The organism is Bacillus silvicola (genome assembly GCF_050524305.1).
Classification (GTDB): domain Bacteria; phylum Bacillota; class Bacilli; order Bacillales; family Bacillaceae_G; genus Bacillus_A; species Bacillus_A cereus_AT.
Window position 1 is genome coordinate 61,154 of the sequence record NZ_JBNGVC010000017.1, and the last position, 23,166, is coordinate 84,319.

Below are 23,166 nucleotides of genomic sequence, written 5' to 3' on the forward strand. Positions count from 1 at the left end.
TGAAAAAAGAAAAAGACATTTTATACTCTTTTAAATTACTTATAGTATGGTAATCCAGACTTTCCCCATGCAAGGAATCCTCCTTTTAAATTGACTACACTCTTTAAACCAGCTCTTTGCAAAATACTAGCAGCTATAGCAGAACGTAAACCCGTCCGGCATTGTAAAACTATAGGACAGCCTGTAGGAACTTGATCTAGCTGCTCAAATAAATTACCTAAAGTAATATGTATTGCATCATGAAGGTGTCCTTCATCCCATTCTTTTTTACTACGCACATCGATAACCTTAACACTTCCATCCTTTATTAACGGATATAATTCATTTGATGTTTTTTCCTTATAACTCTCTAAACTATGGAATCTTTGAATTACTTTTGAAGGTGCAAAAGCAATAATATTATCTAAGCCAATAGACTCAAAGTCTCTAATAACTTCCTCCACATTAACTTTTTCCATATCTAAAATGATTAATGTTTCTTTTTTATAGTCTAATAACCACCCACACCAAGTTGAAAAAGAATTGTTATACGGAATATTAATGGATTTTTCAATGTGACCCGCAGCAAAACACTCTACATCCCTTATATCAACAATTTGCTGAACTTTTTTAGTGATTTCTTGGAACTCTTCAAATGTATTAATGCTAATAATATCTCTCTTCTTACGAATTGGTGGACCCAATTTATTTAAATTCTTCATTAATGAAAAATACTTCGGAGGATCTGGCTGTCCCGTCAATAGAGTAGATATAAAATGACTTTCTTCATTACACTGAAATGCCCAATTGAGCATCTTTTCATAACCTAATGTTGAAGTTGGAATTGCCCCTAATGCTTTTCCACATGCACTTCCTGCACCATGCGATGGCCAGATTTGTATATAATCAGGGAGTTTTTTTATTTTTTGTATAGAATCAAATAGTTGCTTTGCTCCTTTTTTAGCAGTGTCTTTAATACCAACAGCTGTTTCTAATAAGTCTGGTCTTCCTACATCGCCTACAAATACAAAATCACCCGTGAATATTCCAATAGGTTGTTCATTTGTATAATTATTCTGGCTCGTGTCAGTTACTAAAAAAGAAATGCTTTCAGATGTGTGGCCTGGAGTATGAATTACTTTAAATTTTATATGACCAATTTTAAATTCAGTTCCCTCTCTGACAAGATGGTATTGAATCTCATTAAGATACTGATATTTCCAATCACAATCACCTTCATCAGATACATATAAATTTGCTTTATAAAGATGAGAAAGTTCTCTAGCCCCAGAAAGAAAATCAGCATGAATATGTGTCTCAGCCGCAGCAATTATTTCCATTCCCTCTTTCCTAGCATATTCTATATATTGTTCTATACAACGGCTTGGATTAATTACAATTGCTACTCCTTCCTTCTGACAACCAACTAAATAGGAAGCATGTGCTAATTTTTCATCATAAAAATATTTTAAGAGCATGGCTATTCCCTCCTATTTCTTATTTGCTATTAATTTTCAGATTTTAACGAATTCCCCGAAATAATTCTCCTTCCTCAAGCGTGTGAAGGGCGTAGCCCAACGGTAGGTAGGAGATGAATTTCGGTGCGGCATAGCCAAAAGCTTTTGATAAACTAGCTATATGAAGTTCTTTGATAACTTGATATATGAGGTTGCAGGAAGAAAATTGAGTGCGAAAACCAAGCCATTCGGTTCCTGCGTAAAATATCAACCGTACCAAAAGAGCGTCCAAGCGTTGGACATCTAGGGATGGAACACCCCGAAGTAACGCTCAGGGAGACGAAAGGTTGCTTTCATCGTGGAACTGAGAAGCTCCCACTTCAAGCTTTGCTAAGTGGCGAGTAGTTCACAACAACTTTTTATCCTTCCCCTATAAAATTCCTTTCAACATAAAATTCCAATACATATATGGCAACATATATCTTTTTAGCAAAAACATGCTATACCGTTCTTCCGCTTGATTAAACGGAAACGTTTCTTGAGGCTCATGTTCATAATTAAATTCAGCTAGTATAAGACTTTTATACCCTGTAACAATTGGACAAGATGTATACCCATCATATTTAGCCTGCATATCTCTTCCATTCAGTACGTCCATAATATTTTGTTTTAAGACAGGTACTTGTTTTCGAATTGCCGCTCCAGTTTTAGATGTGGGTAAATTTGTACAATCCCCTAGTCCAAAAATATTTTTATAACGTACATGTTGCAAAGTATAAGGGTCTATATCAACCCAACCTTGATGATCGCTTATTTCACTATCTTTTATAAAACTAGGCGGTCCCATTGGTGGAACAACATGTAACATGCTATATGACACACTTTCTTTTTTTAGTGTTTGCGTATCCTCAAAAATAGCTTCTCTCTTTTCGGCAATAATTTCTACTAAATTTTTATTATAATTCGTTATAATTTGCTTTCTTTTTAACACCTTATTTAGTGTATCTGCATAACGTGGAACCTGAAATATGTTAGGGTTTGCAGAATAAAACATAACTTCGCTATTCTTTCTTACTTCACTATTACAAAAATGCTCCTCAGCTAGGTACATAATTTTTTGTGGGGCACCACCGCATTTAATAGGGGTGTTTGGGTGGGTAAAAACAGCATTTCCTCCTTTAAATCTTTTAATTTCTCTCCAAGTAGAATCAACATATTTATAGGAATAGTTACTACAAACACCATTAGTCCCAATAGATTCTTTCAACCCTTTAATACCGCCCCAATTTATTTGTATACCGGCTGCTACAATAAGAATTTCATACTCAAGCATAGTTTCATCATCTAAAAGAATCTTATTTTCAGATGGGAACAACTTAACAACACGTTTAGGAATCCAGATCGCGCCATTAGGAACAAGGGATTCTTGATCACGCATCGTAGACTCCTTTGAAACAATTCCACCACCCACTAAACTCCACAGAGGTTGAAAATAATGTTTTTTAGATGGATCAATAATCGCTATACTTTCTTTAAATAGGGATACATTACGTAATAAATGTGCAGTAAAGGACAGTCCCGCAGTCCCGGCACCAATTACAATGATTTTATAACTATCTTTAGTCTTCATTATCCTCTTCCTATCTAAACTTAACTGTTATGAAAAATAGTTATTAGCTTTTTTAATCGCATTAACATAATTGTAAGTTAAAATCTCGTCATTTTTATCTGATTAAAATGAATATTTTGTTAATTTTAACCATTAACATTATTATATGCATGAAATCCTTACATTACTTGTATATTTCGTTTAAAATACAAAAATCTTATGTGTTTCAATGTCGCACTGTATCCAACCTCTCTTACATTGTATTTCTAAAGACGATGGGGTTTCTTGTTCGAAAAGAGGGATAGGGTTACTCAATCCGCATCCATATATGTTTTATTCTTCTTTACTAAATTTGAAATACTTAATTATCTATGAATACCGTATAAACAGAAAATTAGTCAACAAAAACAGTTTGATACGTCTAACTAACAAACCCTAATATATCTTATAATGTAATTATTATATATTGGTGGTGTGATAATTGAACAAGTTAGAAAAATCCTCTAAAGTCATTGTAATGTTTTTTATTTTGCATGTGATATTACTTATATTTTCTCCAAATAGAATAGTAGGTAGGTCAGCTATCCAAAAAGATGACATAAAATTACACGTATACGCACAAGCCACTACGGGAGCACCTCAAAAAATAAGTAAAAGTGATTTAGCTATATTAAAAGAAAAAATTAAAGATACATATCCTAATATAAAATCTACGGACATTGAGCTTGAAGGTGACACACCGTTCCGTCATGTTGATGATCCAGCTTATATCGGAGAATTTACTGTATACGGAAAAGTTATAGGTACAACACTAAATGAAACATCGAGAGAAAATACAGTTGCAGTTTTAAAAGTTTCATATTGGGACATGCCGATGATTCAATACCTGTTTTATGAAGAGGCTATCGCTTATAATTTTGTTACCTATATTTTTTGTTGCACTTTGCATCCTTTGTTTATGTCCTAAAAAAAGAGGCCGCCCGTAATAGGCGGTCTTTTTACGTTTATCTGTAACGCCTTCCTTTCGAGTTCGTCTAACTTTTTTAGGAATGTCAATTCCGCTTCTAAAAATGCAATACGTGCTTCCTTTCCCACGGCGTTCTGTATAAAAGCCTTCCTCACCAATCACAGCTAAGTTAAACCCATTCTCTAAAAAGATTTGGATAGGGCCTTTTCCTTGTTGATTTTCTTTTACCGCTCTTACTTTGAAATCTGAACAATAGCTAATTGAACATTCCGACACTTTTAATACATTTTTATCTTTCTCTAGCTGTTTCATTTGAATTTCGTTAAAAATAATCTTACTCATTCTCCGTACCTCATTTCTATCGTTGGTTCCGGTTTTTTGATAAGAAAAAATCGAAATACATATAGATTTTGGTTCATAAACAACTATCTGGTCTCACTATATCATTTTGGGGGAATTGTATGTTTAGATACATCTAAACTGGTTCCCTGTACGTTAAGGAATGAGTTTGTATATTTGAGGAGATGTACGAGACAGGTGTAAATTTAGGGGAATCCAATATTTCCTATTCAAATATGATAGAATGAAAATATATCCAAAACGGAGGAACAACAAATGAACTCAAACACACAACAGTTTATTTATGATATCCAGCAAAGAAAGAAAAATTATATAGAAAATGTATTAAAGGCAATACAACACCCTAAAAAAGAGCAATCTGAACAAGTCATTCAAAATATAGTAGAGAAGATGGATATGATGATTAGTTTAGTTACTACTTACATGACTATTGAATCAGAATCTACGAAAGAATTAAAAGAGCTTCGGGAAGAAATTATTCATGCTCAAGCATATATTCAAAAACGAAAATTTGAAGAAACACAGAGTTGAACTACTCACCACTTAACATCCTAATGGACTGTTTGAAGTGGGAGATTCCTAAGTACGGAAACCTAGCGGTTTCTAATTGATTAGGATATCTACCGGCACTTCTGTACTTTGTAAAGCAGAAACTAATGCTTTACCTTGATCTTCGAATGATGCAGTATTTCCATCTCTGATAAATGCTGGTGGATAATCATTTGTAACATATTTAAAAATAGAAGCTATCTCTACTTCAGGTAATTTTTCAAAGTCTTTCTCCCCTAAGTAAGCCCAACCAGAGATACGCATAAAATCTTGTACTTCTTTAGTCGTTTCCATCATAGCTAAAGCTGGCATATTATATAGACCACAAAATAGCAACACACCTTTTATTGTAAAAAGATCTACAATAGCGCTAATTTTGGTTAATTTCGCATATTCGGGAGAGATTTGAATATTAACGAGTTGACCAGATTTTTGTGCTCCAGCAGAATGTCCTGCAAAATAAACGCGATCTAGTTTTAGGTCATATTCCTTTGCATTTTCTTTTATATATTCATAAGCCTCACCTAGTTGGAGTACTGGTGTAGGATATTCTCTTTTAGGAGCAAGAGCATAGTTTATATTCACCACTGTATAACCATAGGCAGCTAACTCTACTGCATACCCAGTGATATCTGATTTATCACCACCTACAAATCCACCTCCATGTGCCCAAAAAATAACAGGAGTTTTTTCTGTATAATCTTTCGGATAAACGATGTCTAATGTGCCATCTGGAAACTTAGATTTATAATTTATATCCTTAAAGATTTTTGTTTCTTGTAGGGCTTTTTCATAACCCAGTGACGGAATGAACATTCCCCTTTCGAATGCTTTTTTAATTAAAAAAGCTTTTGGAACTGGTGAAAGGTTCCAATAACTAAATCCCACAAGAACTAATCCAAAAACTACGAGGAATGATATAAGAATTTTTTCCATGCTCCTCTAGGTTTTTTTTTTATTTTCATAATAAAATCTTCTCCATTTCTTATTTTGTTACTACCTTAGATTAGACCTAGATTAGAATATGTATTATATTTGTTTCCCCCTCCTTGACCTGGTGATAATGGTTCACCGTTGAATATATTGTTTATTGGTAGATCAGCTGTTACTCCTGTTAAAAGGGTTACACCACCAATGAATCCACTAAGAGATGGTGTTGCTCCAAATTCTTTTGCAGCATTAATCCCTGCATAAATAACCAAATAACCAAATAACTAAATATCTCATTTCTAATAACATTAAAAATAGTTACATACTGCTGCCATGTAGCACTATCTAAGTTTCCTGCAGTAATATTATTTGGCAAAATTGATGCAATACCCGCGATTAAACCAGCTCCAACAAAAGCTGGAATTAAAGGGCTGAATATATTCCCGATTTTTCTTAAAAATGTTTTAAGAGGTGTATTATTTCTTTCTTTTGTTCAGCCTTCATTTCTGCACCTTTTGCTTGTAAATCTTCAGCAGAAGGTGCTGCTGAGCCAACATACTTCTCTTTCCCTTATGCTACAACAATATCGAATTGTTCTATATGCTAATATACTTTTACGATTTTGTAATATGTAAAATTAATGTTCTTTAAACTTTTATACACGGGACCATCAAACCAAGCAAACAGGTCACCACAAAAATAATGATAAAATGAAATTCTTTGTTTCAAGAAGGCTATAAAATTTCAAGTTGATAGCGATGTGTTGCTATCCCAATGAATAAAATTTGATTATATAAAAATAATAAAAACACGACTGTTATACGTAAAGAGGTGTAAATCATGTCTTTAAATGAAAAGACCTTAGAAACCATGGAAAATACCATTGTTGAAACTATCCAGACAAATAATTTACAAGAACTTAAGAATACATTAGAACAGATCTTTGATATTTGTGCCGATTTAGTTGAACATCCATTACAATTAAAAACAAAAACGAATGTTTTACTATATTATTTTGAAGGTCTGACAGATGGTTTTGCACTAAAAGGAAATGTCGTTACACCATTATTACAAGAAGTAAATGAAGACAGGCAAGTATTTAATTCTAATATTATTGCTACTTATACAAAAACAGTATATACATGGAATGAAATTAAAAAAGGGCTGCTCGAGGGACAATGTGTACTGTTTATGGACGGAGAAAAGAAAGCCCTTCTCATAAATACAAAGGGATGGGCAGAAAGATCGATTCAGGAACCTATTTCAGAAGTTACCATTAAAGGTTCTCATGATGGGTTTATTGAGAATGCCACTAAAAACATAGGTCTCATTCGTAGATATATTCCTTCTACTGAGTTAAAAATCAAAAAAATGACAATCGGAGAACGGGCCACGACTTTTGTATATTTACTTTACTTAGGCGATGTAGCTAACGAAGATGTGGTACAGGAAGTGGAGACAAGAATCTGTAAAATTAAAACTGATACAGTTTTGAGCATTGGAGAATTGTCCAACTTTACAAAAGATCAAAATTGGACTCCCTTTCCACAGGCTTATTTAAGTGAACGTCCAGATGCTATTTCTAATCATATCCTTGATGGTAAAGTAGCAGTGTTAATTGATAGATCTCCTGGTGCAATGATCGTTCCAATGAATTTAATTGGATTTTTTCAGACTCCCGATGATTATAATGTACATTGGCTGATTGCATCATCTTTTCGCTTATTACGATTTTTAGGATTTATTATAGCTATATTTTTACCAGCAATATATATTGCAATGGTTTCATTCCACTTTGAAATCATTCCTTTAGATCTATATACTTCTATTGCAACGTCAAGAATTAAAGTCCCTTTCTCGCCTTTACTAGAAGCATTTATTATGGAAATCACATTAGAAATGCTTCGTGAAGCTGGTATTCGTCTACCACAACCAATTGGACAAACCATTGGAATTGTTGGAGGGATTGTAATTGGACAAGCAGCTGTTCAAGCGGGACTTGTGAGTAATGTTATGGTTATTATCGTATCTATTACTGCCATTGCATCATTTGTTGTTTCTAATTATGATTTATCAAGCTGTATTCGGCTTATTCGTTTTCCAATGATGTTATTTGCCTACTTTTTTGGAATTGTAGGTATTGTTAGTGGATTAATGCTCTTATTTGCTCATTTTGTTTCACTAACTTCCTATGGTTCACCATATGGATTGCCAATAGCACCATTTCGTCTTCAAGAGTTAAAAGATTCTTTTGTAAGATTTCCTATTTCTATGATCACCACCCGCTCGAGTACAGGACAGCCGAAACAAAGAAAGAAAAAAGAAGGTGGCTCGCATGGGGAAACTTAAATTCCAAAGCATAAATTTATTCGAATATATTGTTTTCATTCATTCACTGCAACTTGCATCAGGTATGTTAATTATGCCAAGCCCTCTTGCCACTACCGCTGGTACAGACGGCTGGATTTCTATCATTCTGGGATGGATAATTACTTCTATAATTGGCGTAATTATTATATTAATGTTACAAAAAAATCCTAACAAAAATTTCTCTCAGATCTTAAATACATACTTTGGTAAATGGCTAGGGACAATTTTTCTTCTTTTATATGCCTTTTATCTATTTTTTGCTGGTTTTAATACTTTATTAAAGGCAACTGACATTGTAAAAGTATGGATATTCCCTTCCACTCCTGCTTATCAAATTGCCACATTATTACTATTACCTTTTATTATTTTAGCCCTAAGTGGGATAAGGGCTCTTACTAGTTACTCTATGCTTGTTTTCTTCTTCACTACTTGGATGCCAATCTTTCTCCTTTTCTCATTACAGAGTATTTACAATCCTTTACACCTACTACCTATTTTTAAAGATGGCTTATATCCTATTGTAAAGGCAACAAAAGAAACCATTACTCCTTATGCGGGCTTAGAAATTGCATATTTTATTTATCCGTTCTTACAAAAAAAACAAAAAGCCATAAAAGGAATACTAATAGCGAATACTGGAACCATGTTTCTCTATTTATATGTGACTATTCTTTCTTATATATACTTTAGTCCGGAGGGGATAAAAGACGTAATTTGGCCAGTATTTCATCTGTTAAAAGGAGTTCGTTTTTTATTCATAGAACGATTAGAAATTTTATATATCGCTTACTATTTGATTGTATTTTCCACTACAATATATCCGTATTTATTTTTCAGTTTTGAATCTGTGACCATTTCATTTCAAAAAAAATCTCGTAATTGGGCGTTGGTTGGTTTTATGTTATTAATAGTTGGCTTGTTTGTTTTTCTAAATCCCGATGTGGATCAATATTTATTTATATATTCTCTTATGGATATCTTAAATATCATTTTCTTTATTGTATTACCAATCATCTTTTTCGCTTACAGCATTGTTTTTACTTGGTTTACTAGGAGGAAACAGCTTTGATTCGAAAATGGATATGGATTGTAATCTGTTGTGTATGTTTAATTGGTTGTAGTCATAGAATTCCTCTTGAAAAAGTTTCTTTAATCCTTTTAATCGGCTTAGATAGAACTTCTAATGGAAACATAAAAGTGGGCACAAGCATACCACTCTTTCATCATAAACAGCAAAGCAGTACTGTAGAGCATTGGGTTCAGGCGTCAACCATATATGATGGATTTAGCAAAATGGATACAAAATTAACAGGGTATGTGACATCATCCAAAGCTGAAGTTATTTTAATTGGGGATAAATTAGCACAAGAAGAAAATTGGATACAGGCGCTCGATTCCTCTTACCGTGATCCTTACGCTACCATCAATGCTAAAGTGGTGCTTGTTGATGGACCGGCAGAAGATGTGTTTAAAGTTAATAGACCTGATAAGCCATCACTTCCATCTTATATAAAGGGTGTAATCGAATCGTCTATTCAAAATAATCAATCCGTCTCTTCCACGATTCAACAATTAATGAGAGAAAAAAATGAACAGGGAATGACGCAAACTGTTCCCATTATCAAGAAAACAAATAATGAAATTGATACGGTAGGAATTGCATTTTTAAATCATCAAGGAAAGTACTTAACGAAGATTCCTAAAACCGATGTGAAGTTTTTCAACCTTATTAATAAGTCAAAAAATACAGGTCGGATGATACTACACCTTGTTCTTTCTCCAAAAAAATCTGATAAAAAGCCAAATGCGTCTGTTTTCGTACAAAATGCAAAGAGAAAAATTAGTGTTGATTTCCAAAAAGGTAAATTTATTTTTAATATAGATGTAAGTATGAATGTATCCTTAATTGAAAAAACCAACGGAAACTTAACTAAAACTCGTTTACATGGTAATAAGAATATAGGTAGATTGGAACATGAAATCCAGGAAGAGTTCAACAAAAAATTACAAGGCATGTTACAGGATATGCAGAGAAATAAAATTGATCCAATTGGTTTATCATTACACGCTAGAGCTTTTGAATATAAAGAATGGAAAAAGGTAAAGGAAGATTGGTTGCGCGCTTTTTCAAAAGCTAAAATACGTGTGAATACACACGTTAAAATAAAAGATACAGGAACAATTAGAAATTAAACTATCTAGATTATTTTTAGCCAAGAAAACTTCCCCCTCAATTTGTGTGAAGGTGCAAAATTTCTCAAGAGATAAACAGCGGCATGAATATATGAGGAAATATTATGAGGCTACTAGTAATTCCTGTAATTCATGATATAACGAAAAGGCGGAGTCTCCAAAGAGACTCCGCCTTTTCAACGTACAATGAACTACAACAAAATGTTTTAGTTTTAAAGCCATCGATTAAACTTCCTGATGTATATTCTCTTTATAATTTCAGTAACTAGAGCATATATTGTTAAAATTCCAAATAACCACGGGAAATAATACAACGGAAGTGGAGTTAAGCCAATTTGAGTACTTAACCTGGTAAATGGAAGGGAAATTCCTATAATCATAACTAAGCCTGTAAGTATTAAAACAGGTCTAGCAGCCGTACTTTGTAGGAAAGGAATATGTTGAGTTCGAATCATATGCACAATCAATAATTGTGTTAATAATCCTACTACGAACCAACCCGTTTGAAATAAGGATTGCATTTCAGGAATATTTGCACCAAATATATTCCACATTACAATAAAAATGGTTATATCAAAAATACTACTTACCGGCCCAATAAAAATGATAAAGCGAAATAAATCTTTCTTATCCCAACTTCTTGGTTTTACTAAAAATTCATTGTCTACTTTATCCCATGGAATTGAAAGTTGGGATAGATTATATAGTAAGTTCTGACATAATATCTGAATTGGTAGCATTGGAAGAAAAGGAATAAAGGCACTAGCAATTAATAAACTTAATACATTTCCAAAATTTGAACTTGCTGTCACCTTAATATACTTCAATATATTCCCAAACGTTGTACGACCTTCCACAATAGCATCTTCTAATACATATAAGTTCTTTTCTATAAGTATAATATCTGAACACTCTTTAACAATATCATCTGCTGTATGGATAGATATACCAACATCAGACTGCTTTAAAGCAAACACATCGTTAATTCCATCTCCCATAAACCCAACTGTATTCCCATTCATTTGTAGTGCCTTAATAATACGGAATTTTTGACTAGGATTTAATTTTGCAAACACACTCGTATTACTAGCAAGTTTTACTAATACCTTATCAGGAAGACTATCAATTTCATAACCAAGTACTGGTTCTCCTATATACAAGCCCATTTTCCTACATATATTTCTTGTAACGGACTCATTATCACCAGTTAAAATTTTTACTTGTACTCCTTTCTTTTGTAGAGTATGAAGTGCAGCGATAGCAGATTGTTTGGGTGGATTTAAAAAACCTACATATCCAACAAGTGTCATATCTGATTCATCATCAATAGAGTAACCCCCTACTTTATCACTCTTTAACTCCTTATATGCAACTGCAACAACACGCATCCCCCGTTCATGCCAGAGTCCAATTAAGTGTTTATTTTTACGTTGAATGTCATCTGTAATAGGAATTATCTTATTATTTTCTTTTATATAACTACAAAATGATGTAACTTCTCTAACAGCACCTTTACATAACAATATTCGTTCGTTAGCATTTTTTTCTATTACAATAGAAACTCGTCTTCGATCAAAATCAAATGGGCATTCATCTATTTTTGAGTATTGAGATATATCAAAATTACTACTATCTCTTACATAACGCATAACCGATAGATCAATTTCATTTTTATATGCTGTATGAAAGTAACCATTTAAATACGCTAATTTCAAAACCTCATCCGACTTCTCTCCATTAGTATCTGTATGGCATACCAGGTCCATTTTATCTTCTGTCAATGTGCCTGTTTTATCGGTACAGAGAATATCCATAGCTCCGAGATTATGGATAGAAGATAATTGTTTTACAAGTACCTTCTTTTTACTCATATTAATAGAACCTTTAGCCAAATTAGCGGTTACAATCATTGGAAGCATCTCTGGAGTAAGTCCAATCGCTACAGCTAAGGCGAATAAAAATGCCTCATACCAATTCCCATTTATAACTCCATGTATCATCATAACAATAGGTGTCATGATAATCATAAATTTAATTAATAGCCAGCTAACTTTGCTTACCCCTTTATCGAATCTAGAATCAGATTTCTTGTTCAGTTTAAACTGATTCTTTGCTATTGAACCAAAGTAAGTATCTGTTCCAGTACATACAACTATCGCTTTTGCGGTACCACTTATAATATGTGTTCCCATAAAACAAAGATTTTCTAATTCAATTAAATTCTGGATTTTTCTAATTTTACGTTTTTTGTACATATGGAAATATTGATTTGATTTTTCAATGGGTAATGCTTCCCCTGTTAGAGAAGATTGATTTACAAGTAAATTTTCTGATGAGATAATTCGTACATCTGCAGGTACAATGTTTCCAGCAGATAATTCTATAATATCTCCTGGTACAAGATCCTCAAGAATAACTTTTACCTTTTCACTTTCTTCTAATACCGCCCTCTTATTTTCCCTATACGAAACATTTTTCCCCCTGAGAACAGTTACCTTTTCATATACAAGATTTTTTAATTTTTCTATAGACTTTTGAGAACGAATTTCTTGTATGAACCGAATTAACACACTTAAAGCCACCATAATACCTACAATAATAGTACCTATTTTATCATTAGTAAGAAAAGATAATATTCCTAGTATGATTAAAAGAAAAATAAACGGACCTCTAAAAGAATTAAATAATGTTATATACCATTTGATTCTTTGTTGATAAACCACTTTATTTTTTCCGTATACTCCAAGCCGCTTAGTAGCTTCCTCCTGAGAAAGTCCATGAGACGTTGTTTTAAAAAAAGCTAGCGTCGACTCAACATCACATTTTGCAATCTCACTTAGCATTTTATAATTTTTGCTTAGTACTTCCTGATTATAAAAAGATTTTTTTTTATTAATTCGCAACAACTTTACCTCCTATCCATTCAATAAAATTCCCCTGTTTTTCAAAATATAATTTTAAAACTACATTTTTTTAACTACCATGAATTTTTAATCAAATTTAGAAGCGCTATTGCACTTAAATAGTATTATTCTCACCATAAAAAGTAATATTTATTTATAAGCTTTACTCTTTAGCAGCAAAACTTTAGAATATAATGTGGTCTGTCGCTAGTATAGTGTAGACGCTTTATTTATTTTTTTTGAAGTTAGTTTTAACTATATAATGGGTTATTAAGGCCCATAAATTTTTTATAAACCTAATAGCATTTTTGCAATGGTAAAGTACAGAACTAACCCCGTCCCATCGACTAACGTCGTAATGAACGGACCCGAGATAACAGCTGGATCCAGCTTTAACTTATTTAGAATCAAAGGTAATACAGATGAAACAATTGACGACCAAATAACAATGAATAATCCTGTAATAGCTACAACTTGTGCGACTTCAGTACCTACGCCTAAAGTGTATGCACGAATTAATGCTGCCACGGCTAATGTAAGCCCAAGTAAAACACCTACTAATGCCTCTTTTTTCATGACACGAAATATATCTTTAAATTTCACCTCATTTAGAGCTACAGCACGCACCAATGTAGTTACAACTTGTGTACCTGTATTTCCACCAGTTCCGATTAACAATGGAATAAAGAAAGCCAGTGCAACTACATGAGTCAAAGTTTCTTCATAATGTCGAAGTACAGAACCAGTATATGCTTCTGCTACAAACAGAAGTAATAACCAACCTATACGTTTACGGTATATATGCCAAATAGAGGTTTCGAAATATGGCTTATCTAATGGGGTACTTCCTCCTAATTTTTGAATATCTTCGGTTGCTTCTTCTTCGAAAACATCCATTGCATCATCAAAGGTTATAATACCTACCATCCGGTTTTCCATCGTTGTTACAGGTATAGCGGATAAATCATAATCCATTAGCTTTTGTACAGCTTCTTGTTGGTCTAAGTCTACTGAAACTGAAATAACATCTGATGCCATTATTGATGATAGAGTCTTATCATCTGATGCTAGCAATAATTCACGAATAGAAACAATTCCATTAAGCTGTCCACGTGTATCAAGAACATAAATATACGATATAGATTCTACCCCTGCCCCAATTTTCCTAATATGCGACAGCGTATCTTTCACTTTCCAATTTTCCCTGGCAGCGATATAGTCAATTGTCATCAGGCTGCCCGCTGTTCCAGGTTGAAAAACCAGCAGATCTCTAATTTTTTGTTGAGATTCTTCAGATAAAAGTTGTATCAATTTTTCAGCCTGAAGTGGATGAATTGAAAGAATTACATCAACGAGGTCATCAATGGATTGCCTAGCTAATAGCTTTTCCCCTTTATCCACAGACAAGTTGGTGTAAATATTATATTGCTCCTCTGGAGTAAGGTAACTAAGAATTTTCGCTCCTTTTTCAATAGGAAAACATTTCATTAAAGATATCTGATCTTCATGATGAAAATCTTTCATTCCCATTGCAATATCATAGGACTGAGTTTTTAAAAGTTCTCGCACTAGGTGTATGTCTTTTGTCGTTAATAATTGTTGTAAATATTTTTTCATCGTAATTCCTCCTTAAGGACAGTAGTACTATTTAGTCATTTTCCCACTTCTGGGAAAACAAATTTCTTAATAAATATGGGATCAATATCATCAATCATTAGTTTTCCCCCCTTTTTTAAGAGATTTATTACAAATAAAATTTTGCATATAAAAAACCTCCCCTAGTGATTCAACTAAAGGAGGTTGATTTAAAAAAGACATAGCTAAATAAAGCTCATTCCCCCCTAGTTGAGTTTTGGCACTATACAACGTAAAGGATGAATCATTCATCACTTAGCTATCTTAAGAAGAGCCTTAATCCGACAATTCCTGTTCTACCCATTGGCATCTTTCGATATTTTTGGGCAATAGCCTGTGTTTGTATAGGAGCCTCACCTAACAGGTTATAAATATTTAAAATTTTTTGTTCGTTTCGTGTTAAAGCATATCCACTATTTTTGAGCTTGTCAAGTAATAATAAAACTTATTTCTTCATTTTTTGATATCATACCATTCCCAAATCATAGATATAAACAACTGTATACTAATTTATATTCATACAACGAACTTTACAATTTATGCGTTAAATTTTCTAAACTATAAAATTAATTTTTTATTATTACACGTGTCCCGACGCTTTATAATTGAAGATTGGTGTAAAAGTAAAATATTTAAAACAAAAACGTCTGATAGATAACAAAAATTTCAACTTGATTTCCTCTCACTTTCGATATAATCTGTATCTTGAAAAGGGATGAATTTTAAACTCATTATTTTCACATTAGATAAACACACAACATTTAATTTACTTATTAGTGCAAACAAGATTTATACAAATGAAATGATTTATAGATTTCCTTATATAAATCTCTCGCAATATTTGAAATTTAAATATAAAAAAGCAGAAAGCATTCTTGCTAACAAGAATACTTTCTGTTTTACACGAGTCTTTTAGTCACTATTTATTTTTAGTAAAAAGGATATAACTCGGGTCATAATATACCCATTGATCATCATCAATACTTAACCATCCATTTTGTTCCTTATATACAGAATATGATTCATTTTTATTTAGTTTACGAATTACTTCATAAGCCGTCCCGGGTCCCTTGCGCAGATTTACTCCAGAACCAGTTATGGTAACAACACCTATTGTATTATTGTTATCATTATTTAATACATGTAGCATTCTATTCAGAAAGGCAGCGGCTTCTCCGCGAGTGGCTGTACCTTTGGGCATAAATTCATTTTTTTCATTTCCTTTTACAATCCCTAGTCCATAAACACGTTGTACAGCTTGTTTATCATACGCTAAGTTCTGATCAGTAAAAGGCAAGTCTACTAGCTTTCCAATAATATTTTTATATTGTAACGCTCGATCAATCATAATGACCACTTCATCACGCTTAATTGTGTCATTTGGAGCAAAAATATTATCTCCTCTACCATTTATGATTCCAGCTGCTGCTGCACGATTAATTCCATCTATTAATGAGGGGTTTGCCGTATTAAGATCCGTAAAGTTTGAAGTACCCTCAGGCAACTTTAAGGATCTAGTAATAAGTGTTGCAAATTCTGCTCGAGTAACAAGACGATCCGGCCAATATGAACCTTGTCCATCTCCTACCATAATCCCTTGCGATGCTAATTCACGAATATCCTTTTCATACCAACCACCGGTAATATCATCTTTATTGTTAGCGTTATAATAGTTTTTTGTACCAACTAAGAAATCATTCCAAGCATCTCTTTTAATCATTTTTGATGGACAAATTTTCCCGCTCCAATTTTGATGTTTAACCACATGATCTATAGTAATATCTAACTCCCTCATCAAATATGCTGTTAATTTACGAGCGTTATCCACAGCTTTATCATAGTTCCCATCACTATTTACAGCAATTTCAATTGCAATGGATTGTCTATTTCCAGTTCCATTCGTTCCATCACCTGCATGCCACCCGTTCTCATCTAAAGGTAGATGTTGATAAATCTCTTTATCATCCACTGTAAAATGCCATGAAGCAGCACGATCTGTATTCCCTGTTGCTTGATTATATAAATATTGTGCGTGATTTTTTGCACCTGCCCCTGGGCTCTCATTATCTGTTTCATGAATTGTAATATACTTTGCATTCATCGCATATCCAGGACGAATATTATCGTTACCTTTTGGAACAATCCATTCTGTAAATGGTACACCATATATATTACTAGTAGTAGCTCTTTGTTTAATAAGTGAAGGCTTTGACCCTTTAAATTTTACAGAAGGCGACTTTATCCATTTGATCTCACCATCAGTTTGTATTTGAAACCAATCTCCTGCCTGTGTTATAGCATCTAGTGTTTGGGGTTCTAAACTACCATTTTCTTTAAATTCATCAAATGGAGATGAATAAACTTCTGTTTTTTCATTAATTACTATTTTTCTTGAATCACTCGGTAAAGTATAGATATTTCTTTCTATAAAGGTTTGATTACTATTATATATCCAACCTTCTCCCGAGCTTGTTTGAACAAAATACCAGTCACCTTTCTTCTTTGTTCCTGTTGCTATTTGTTTAGGTACTTCACTGGTAACAGTAGATTGTATATTAGGAGAATCATATAAAGTAGTTTGTTTTTGGATATTTACAATAAAGTTTCCTTGTATTTCACCATTTTCATCTATTTTATCCCCTTTTCCATCCTCATCTCTCATATCATCTTCAATACTCTTTATCGCTTCTATATCAGAAGACGTTATTTTAGTTCCCGTTACTACATTTTCTACTGAATCTGCAAACGAAGTAGTAGGAATGTTTATGTTTACTATTTGAAGTACCATGACCGTTGCTAAGACGTTATAAAGTCGTTTATTCATATTAATTTTTAACACACAATGCACGTATTGCGCTGTGTTAAATCCCCCTCCTTTTTTAAAATAGTTTTAGCAAATTTACAAACAAAAATAATTTCAATATTCTGTAATTTTATACTAAAAACCACCATTTCTGTATTATTGTATATAAATAAAAGTGGAAATTATCTTTAATAACAGTTCTCCCTCCGCTTCCCATATTCATATTTCTAATAATTACACGCATTTTAGAGTAGCGTATAAAAAAAGAACTACAATGATAAAGAATAATTTACCTCTTGAATTTCAGAGTTTAACAAAATTTTATGCAGTGAATATGGGGAAATTATGTCCGTTATTTGAACTCGAATATTTATTTATAGTAATTATATATTAAAAATAAAATTAACTTATTCAAAACAATATGTAAAATTATTCAAAAATATCATAACCACATTTTTTACTCAATACGCGTGAAAATTGCTCAATGTTTAGAATTAATAATTGAAGTACATATTATCTATGAGGTGCCTGTTCACTCTATTTAGTATGTTTTTTGATTTTCATTATTTAGAGACCTCATAAGCAAGTGGTGATAACGATCACTTGCTTTTAACATTATTATATTCTTAATATACGATTTATCACATTGATGATACTGCTCACCAAATGTTCAAAAAAATACTTACACAGTATTTTCGGTTCTGGTGCCAATACTTAGGAAAGATATAAAGAGGCGAAAAATTTCCTAGTGGAATCTAGTCTTAAGCAACAATTCCAAATAGTTGATGGATGAACTTCACTTGATTTTGGACAGACTTGTCCAGTAAAATAAGTTACCCTTTTTTCACCATATGCATAGCTTCTATTCCAGAAATAATGGATGTAGCTGTGCGAAAGGATTTCAATCCTAACATCGAACGAACTCGATTTTTAATAAATCGATGATCTTGTTCCACTATGTTATTGAGATATTTCACTTGCCTTAGTTGGATGCCTAATGGCATCTTTTTTTCTTTTCTCAATTCTTCAACTGCTATAGGATAAGCTGGATTCTTATCGACTGTCACGACACGAGGCTCAAAAATATGAAAAGACTGCCAAGCTTTCTTGAAGAATCGCTTGGCAGCCCTGTGGTTTCTTGCTTTGCTTAGGTAAAAATCGATGGTATCTCCTTTCGAATCGACAGCACGATACAGGTACATCCATTGACTTTTTACTTTGATATATGTTTCATCGACTCTCCAAGAGCCATTGGCTTACTTGGGATGACGACGGATTCTTTTGTCTAATTCAAGACCATACTGATGAACCCAACGCATAATCGTTGTATGAACAACGGATAAGCCCCGTTCCTCCATCATTTCCACCAAATCCCGAAAGCTCAAGTTGTACCGTAGGTACCATCTTACTGTTTGCAAAAGAATATCATGATGATAATGTTTCCACTTGAATAAATTTCGCTTCTCCATACTGATCACGCACTTTTTTTAGAGTAATAGTATCAGGATGTCCAAGACCTAGAGATTACTTGCAATTATCTTGAAGTTTTCGCACCAGAACCATGTAACTTTCGGTCTAAAGTTTCCTTGATCATCTCCTTGGAAAATTCCTAGCTTCGTTAAAGCTAATATTTCCTCAGGAAACATTGTTGAATTTCCATCGATGTCTCTGTATGGATTTTCATATCTATCTTGTTTTTCAATATGCAAAGTACGGCAAATTAATGCAGCTACTTGTTCACGTGTTACATTATCACCCATACCAAATATCCCATTTCCATAACCTGCAATAATTCCTTTACTCGCTAAATCATGAATTGCATGAAATGCCCAGTGTTCTTGTGGGACATCCTTAAATGTAGTTCTATTTACTCCTGCATCGATTTGCAAATCATTTTTTATTACATCCCAAAGTGGATTATCTTGACGTTTTGGTTGCCCCTCTTCATCCCATTTTATTTTTTCTGTTCTTAATTCATAATTCTAATGGTGTGGGGTGTATATAATTTCTCCGTAAAAGTAACTTATTTTCATCTTTTTTAAACAATTTATTATATTATTTTCATCTAATTAGGCACAGAAACAATTTTAAAATTCTTACTACTTTTTAGGAAAAACGTTTTTAGGGTACATTTTAAAATAGCTCTTTTTCTTTAAAATGTTTCTGTGCTTACTATTTAAAATATCTTATGTCAAAATTCCCCGCAACTAATATGTTAAATAATTTATAATTATATATAATATGGGATATTATAGTTAAATATTCCATATTATAATCTATTAAATATAGCGTATTTAACTTATTATGAATTGATTTGTTAGTCTAAGTATGAATTATTAAGTATGTTTTGTTTATAATTGTCACAATATAATTTTATATTCGACGTTTTAATTACTTATAGAACATTTACATATGTTATAACTGTTATTTATGAGATAAAGAATCTCTCTACATATAAGATTTACTTAATTTAGATTTTTTCTCTCTCAATCATTTTGTCGAAAAAAGTCGGATTTTTAGATTTTTTCTTTATTTTTTTATTGTAAACGTTTTATTTTCGTGTTACCATCTTAATCAAACAATAGATAGTAACAAACTTAAAATATTTCTTTCCATTAGACACATATAAACGTTCGGTAACAACATGAAAATATGGCCAAAGAAAAATGAACTACATGTTAAAATATTCAATGGGATTTTTACCACCTAATTTTTCTGTTAATTCAGAATTTACACCTTTAACATTTTGTCCCTAAACAAAATTTATATTTTAGCGTGGAAAACCCAAAAAACTAAATCACCCACCCAAATTAATAAATGAAATGTCTGGTTATATCTAGTAATAAGTCATGAGAAAATGATTTCTTCCCTAAGAAAACTGAGCCAATTAATAAAAAGCATCTAAATTACTATCTATTGTTGATCACATATTTACCAACTATAAAAAAGAACCTACTGAAGGTTCTTTCTTATTTCACCGTTTAACTCACATCTGATAGAGATAAGGAACTAATTTCTGGATTTATGTTAACTCGGTTTATATAGGTTTCTTTTATTTACATTTGCTCACTTATATAGATACGGTGCTGATTTTACTTTTTGTTTTTTTATTTTTATACAACTATGTTCCGAATGATGGATCATCCGCAATTTTATATCTAATAATGAAAGGATTTGATCTTGGAATCGATGATTATATTACAAAACCATTCTCTTTTCATGTTTTGATTAGACGAGTCGAAGCAGTACTAAGAAGAAGCAATGATAAAAGCTTAGACAATCATTTCGTCTTTAAAGAATTGCGTGTCGATGTCGACGCCTATAAAGTATGTGTAAATGAAGTTGAAATCTCCTTAACAACGAAAGAATTCGAAATTCTGCAACTACTACTTCAAAATGAGAAAAGAGTACTCCCAAGAGAAAGCATCGTAAAAAAAGTTTGGGGATACGATTATATTGGAGAATCACGAATAATTGATACATATATGAAAAGACCAATTTTTCGTTTTGGGGTCACTTCAAAACGTTAGCTTGTTGGCATGTGGCGGAACCCCTTCAATCAAATTTGTGTACGTTTTATATAACTACCGAAAATTCCTAACGCATACCCTAATAAACCAACAACTAAGATATCTCCACCATTCGTAAAAAAAGAATTAGATAAAAAGATGGATGTCTTTTCATTAACAAATAATTGCTTTATAAATGGTGTGATTGCCAATAGACGTACCAAAGCATAAAAAAGGATAATTTGCCAACTTGTAATGGAAGCGTCCTTGAATATTATTTTTTGACGTTCATCGCCCTTTGATAATCCTCCACCTTCCCCTGCTAAGTTACGTGTAAACAAGCTAAATATTCCAACCAAAATAATGACTAAAATAATTTCCATTCTAATCTTTCCTTTACATTTAAATTTATTGTTTATGAATCCAAATTAAGAATTACGCCTTGCAACAGACATATGGCTAATTTGGTAAACGATAGGATATAAAAAAACTAGAAAAATTAATGGTTTGTTATGCATATTGTTAAAATTCCATGTACCTTCTGATATAAATAAAATACCTACAGTTAATACATACATTACAAAACAACATATTGATAAACTTTTCTGTCTGATATGTAAAAACATTTCATCGATAAAATGCACGTTCTCTTTTTTACCTTTTAAAATTTTCTTCATGAATAATGATTGCAAAATGATTGTAGCTACAAATAACGGAGTGATAGATAGCTGTTGCTTCTCATACCACTCAAACGCAAGTAAACCCATAATCACAATGTATAAACTAGTAAATAAGATATTAATTCCATTCTTCATTTGTTTTTTCTCCTCATCTAGCTTTTATAAATAAACAATTGATCAACTGTTACACCCAAATTTTCCGCCAAACTAAAAGCAAGTTCCAATGTAGGATCATATTTATTATTTTCTATCGCATTAATCGTTTGTCTTGAAACATGACATAATTTGGCTAAATCATCTTGGGAAAACTTTTTCTCTTTACGTAAAATCCGAATTCCATTCTCCATTTAAATAAACATCACCCCTAGTATTGTCAAAAACCTTTTACATAATTAGTTTATCTACTTAAGTAATAAATGTCAAAAACTTTTTACATAATTCTACAAATAAAAAAGATGACCCTGACACTCAGGATCATCTTTTTTTGTAGAACAATTAATTCGATTTTACAATTGTTGAGGATGCTTCATCATTCCACGTTCTAGCTCCGTCTCCCATACTGTAATTCGTCAAATTATATACGGCACCTGTGTTCGCAAGACCAAGTGCACGTCCTTCTGCATTTGCATGTTCATAAATAAATGTGTGATCGCCATACGAATGCGTACGCACACTCGATACAGCATCGTTACTCCATCCTGCGAAGTTTGTAACCACAACTGGGTTTCTACTTGCGTTTACAGTGAAGTTTGGTCCACTTGCATTAATATCATGATAGAAAGTAGAGTAAATTGCTGCTAGCGGTTTAATAGTGCTATTCTTTGGAACAGGGTGCGTTTTAATATGATTCTCGAAATCTGTTTTTGTATCAAATCCAATTGGCGTTAGTTCTCCATTAAACCCAGGTTCCACCACTTTGTAGGGTTTATCTGTCGTTTCTGCAGCTTTTGCCTCGATGTTGGATACACCAAATACCATGACACCAGCTAATAGACTCGTTGAAAGTACACCAAAGATTCGTTTCAAAATCATCCACTCCCCAATTAGTATATGTTTCGAATACATTGTATAATTTTCATATTTTTATATATTTGTAAAATTTTATAAATGTATAGTTTATATAGGAATAATCGGATGGTTCCACATATTTTATATGGCGAGGATGAAAAACTTGTAGTATGAGAGAAAAAATCCCCATGTGTATTCTGCCTTCCTCCCTTCC

15 protein-coding genes, 4 pseudogenes and 1 riboswitch are annotated in these 23,166 nt (G+C 32.6%); of the genes and pseudogenes, 6 read left to right on the plus strand and 13 right to left on the minus strand.

Annotated features, from left to right (window positions below):
- Nucleotides 1-35: 35 nt before the first annotated feature.
- Entirely contained in the window at nucleotides 36-1,457 is a 1,422-nt protein-coding gene (locus tag ACP6L7_RS31795; RefSeq protein WP_430529664.1) for an MBL fold metallo-hydrolase, read from the minus strand.
- Between the two features lie 409 nt (nucleotides 1,458-1,866).
- Nucleotides 1,867-3,066 carry an FAD/NAD(P)-binding oxidoreductase gene (locus ACP6L7_RS31800; protein WP_097832295.1) on the minus strand — a complete coding sequence of 400 codons (1,200 nt, stop codon included), beginning with the start codon at nucleotides 3,064-3,066 and terminating at the stop codon, nucleotides 1,867-1,869.
- Between the two features lie 460 nt (nucleotides 3,067-3,526).
- On the opposite strand from ACP6L7_RS31800, the gene ACP6L7_RS31805 reads away from it, so the two are divergent.
- Both ACP6L7_RS31805 and ACP6L7_RS31810 read left to right on the plus strand, forming a co-directional pair.
- The gene (locus ACP6L7_RS31805; protein ID WP_141533290.1) at nucleotides 3,527-4,012 is read left to right on the plus strand and encodes a transposase; all 486 of its coding nucleotides are present in this window, start codon (nucleotides 3,527-3,529) and stop codon (nucleotides 4,010-4,012) included.
- A gap of 615 nt (nucleotides 4,013-4,627) precedes the next feature.
- On the plus strand, nucleotides 4,628-4,903 hold the full coding sequence (locus tag ACP6L7_RS31810; RefSeq protein WP_097832294.1) for a hypothetical protein: 276 nt from the start codon (nucleotides 4,628-4,630) through the stop codon (nucleotides 4,901-4,903).
- A gap of 72 nt (nucleotides 4,904-4,975) precedes the next feature.
- Here the strand turns inward: ACP6L7_RS31810 and ACP6L7_RS31815 are convergent, their stop codons facing one another.
- Nucleotides 4,976-5,857, minus strand: a complete 882-nt coding sequence (locus ACP6L7_RS31815; protein ID WP_430529665.1) for an alpha/beta hydrolase — start codon at nucleotides 5,855-5,857, stop codon at nucleotides 4,976-4,978.
- Between the two features lie 107 nt (nucleotides 5,858-5,964).
- A pseudogene (locus ACP6L7_RS31820) lies at nucleotides 5,965-6,341 on the minus strand (PTS transporter subunit EIIC); the annotation flags it as partial.
- A gap of 350 nt (nucleotides 6,342-6,691) precedes the next feature.
- Between ACP6L7_RS31820 and ACP6L7_RS31825 the strand changes: the two are divergent.
- Genes ACP6L7_RS31825 through ACP6L7_RS31835 form a run of 3 tightly spaced genes read left to right on the plus strand, consistent with a single transcriptional unit; the run spans nucleotide 6,692 to nucleotide 10,414 of the window.
- Entirely contained in the window at nucleotides 6,692-8,200 is a 1,509-nt protein-coding gene (locus ACP6L7_RS31825; protein WP_097832293.1) for a spore germination protein, read from the plus strand.
- Entirely contained in the window at nucleotides 8,187-9,290 is a 1,104-nt protein-coding gene (locus ACP6L7_RS31830) for a GerAB/ArcD/ProY family transporter (protein ID WP_430529666.1), read from the plus strand. The genes ACP6L7_RS31825 and ACP6L7_RS31830 overlap by 14 nt, the downstream gene beginning before the upstream one ends.
- The gene (locus ACP6L7_RS31835) at nucleotides 9,287-10,414 is read left to right on the plus strand and encodes a Ger(x)C family spore germination protein (protein ID WP_430529667.1); all 1,128 of its coding nucleotides are present in this window, start codon (nucleotides 9,287-9,289) and stop codon (nucleotides 10,412-10,414) included. The genes ACP6L7_RS31830 and ACP6L7_RS31835 overlap by 4 nt, the downstream gene beginning before the upstream one ends.
- A 212-nt stretch (nucleotides 10,415-10,626) precedes the next feature.
- Here the strand turns inward: ACP6L7_RS31835 and mgtA are convergent, their stop codons facing one another.
- From mgtA to ACP6L7_RS31860, 5 genes and pseudogenes are all read right to left on the minus strand, one after another.
- Entirely contained in the window at nucleotides 10,627-13,320 is a 2,694-nt protein-coding gene (gene mgtA / locus ACP6L7_RS31840; protein WP_098361650.1) for a magnesium-translocating P-type ATPase, read from the minus strand.
- Nucleotides 13,321-13,605: 285 nt separating this feature from the next.
- On the minus strand, nucleotides 13,606-14,934 hold the full coding sequence (gene mgtE / locus ACP6L7_RS31845) for a magnesium transporter (protein ID WP_097832289.1): 1,329 nt from the start codon (nucleotides 14,932-14,934) through the stop codon (nucleotides 13,606-13,608).
- A 213-nt stretch (nucleotides 14,935-15,147) separates the two neighbouring features.
- Nucleotides 15,148-15,324, minus strand: a riboswitch (M-box (ykoK) riboswitch).
- A 547-nt stretch (nucleotides 15,325-15,871) separates the two neighbouring features.
- The gene (locus tag ACP6L7_RS31850) at nucleotides 15,872-17,776 is read right to left on the minus strand and encodes an S-layer homology domain-containing protein (RefSeq protein WP_141536831.1); all 1,905 of its coding nucleotides are present in this window, start codon (nucleotides 17,774-17,776) and stop codon (nucleotides 15,872-15,874) included.
- Between the two features lie 740 nt (nucleotides 17,777-18,516).
- Nucleotides 18,517-19,224 (minus strand): annotated as a pseudogene (locus tag ACP6L7_RS31855) (IS6 family transposase).
- A gap of 63 nt (nucleotides 19,225-19,287) precedes the next feature.
- Nucleotides 19,288-19,737 (minus strand): annotated as a pseudogene (locus ACP6L7_RS31860) (S-layer homology domain-containing protein); the annotation flags it as partial.
- 1,182 nt (nucleotides 19,738-20,919) lie between these two features.
- On the opposite strand from ACP6L7_RS31860, the pseudogene ACP6L7_RS31865 reads away from it, so the two are divergent.
- Nucleotides 20,920-21,246 (plus strand): annotated as a pseudogene (locus ACP6L7_RS31865) (response regulator transcription factor); the annotation flags it as partial.
- 68 nt (nucleotides 21,247-21,314) lie between these two features.
- On the opposite strand, the gene ACP6L7_RS31870 reads toward ACP6L7_RS31865, so the two are convergent.
- From ACP6L7_RS31870 to ACP6L7_RS31885, 4 genes are all read right to left on the minus strand, one after another.
- Nucleotides 21,315-21,647 (minus strand): hypothetical protein, encoded by a 333-nt coding sequence (locus ACP6L7_RS31870; RefSeq protein ID WP_430529668.1) that lies wholly within the window; start codon nucleotides 21,645-21,647, stop codon nucleotides 21,315-21,317.
- Nucleotides 21,648-21,692: 45 nt separating this feature from the next.
- Nucleotides 21,693-22,079 carry a hypothetical protein gene (locus ACP6L7_RS31875; protein WP_097832286.1) on the minus strand — a complete coding sequence of 129 codons (387 nt, stop codon included), beginning with the start codon at nucleotides 22,077-22,079 and terminating at the stop codon, nucleotides 21,693-21,695.
- 17 nt (nucleotides 22,080-22,096) lie between these two features.
- Nucleotides 22,097-22,291, minus strand: a complete 195-nt coding sequence (locus ACP6L7_RS31880; protein ID WP_430529669.1) for a helix-turn-helix transcriptional regulator — start codon at nucleotides 22,289-22,291, stop codon at nucleotides 22,097-22,099.
- A gap of 148 nt (nucleotides 22,292-22,439) precedes the next feature.
- The gene (locus ACP6L7_RS31885; protein ID WP_170960997.1) at nucleotides 22,440-22,970 is read right to left on the minus strand and encodes a hypothetical protein; all 531 of its coding nucleotides are present in this window, start codon (nucleotides 22,968-22,970) and stop codon (nucleotides 22,440-22,442) included.
- Nucleotides 22,971-23,166: the final 196 nt, after the last annotated feature.

What these genes read in the sequence shown, in the direction of transcription:
- ACP6L7_RS31795 (WP_430529664.1), bottom strand. Translation starts at nt 1,457, where the DNA reads ATGCTCTTAAAATATTTTTATGATGAAAAATTAGCACATGCTTCCTAT.
- ACP6L7_RS31800 (WP_097832295.1), bottom strand. Translation starts at nt 3,066, where the DNA reads ATGAAGACTAAAGATAGTTATAAAATCATTGTAATTGGTGCCGGGACT.
- ACP6L7_RS31810 (WP_097832294.1), top strand. Translation starts at nt 4,628, where the DNA reads ATGAACTCAAACACACAACAGTTTATTTATGATATCCAGCAAAGAAAG.
- ACP6L7_RS31815 (WP_430529665.1), bottom strand. Translation starts at nt 5,857, where the DNA reads ATGGAAAAAATTCTTATATCATTCCTCGTAGTTTTTGGATTAGTTCTT.
- ACP6L7_RS31825 (WP_097832293.1), top strand. Translation starts at nt 6,692, where the DNA reads ATGTCTTTAAATGAAAAGACCTTAGAAACCATGGAAAATACCATTGTT.
- ACP6L7_RS31830 (WP_430529666.1), top strand. Translation starts at nt 8,187, where the DNA reads ATGGGGAAACTTAAATTCCAAAGCATAAATTTATTCGAATATATTGTT.
- mgtE (WP_097832289.1), bottom strand. Translation starts at nt 14,934, where the DNA reads ATGAAAAAATATTTACAACAATTATTAACGACAAAAGACATACACCTA.
- ACP6L7_RS31850 (WP_141536831.1), bottom strand. Translation starts at nt 17,776, where the DNA reads ATGAATAAACGACTTTATAACGTCTTAGCAACGGTCATGGTACTTCAA.
- ACP6L7_RS31870 (WP_430529668.1), bottom strand. Translation starts at nt 21,647, where the DNA reads ATGGAAATTATTTTAGTCATTATTTTGGTTGGAATATTTAGCTTGTTT.
- ACP6L7_RS31875 (WP_097832286.1), bottom strand. Translation starts at nt 22,079, where the DNA reads ATGAAGAATGGAATTAATATCTTATTTACTAGTTTATACATTGTGATT.
- ACP6L7_RS31880 (WP_430529669.1), bottom strand. Translation starts at nt 22,291, where the DNA reads ATGGAGAATGGAATTCGGATTTTACGTAAAGAGAAAAAGTTTTCCCAA.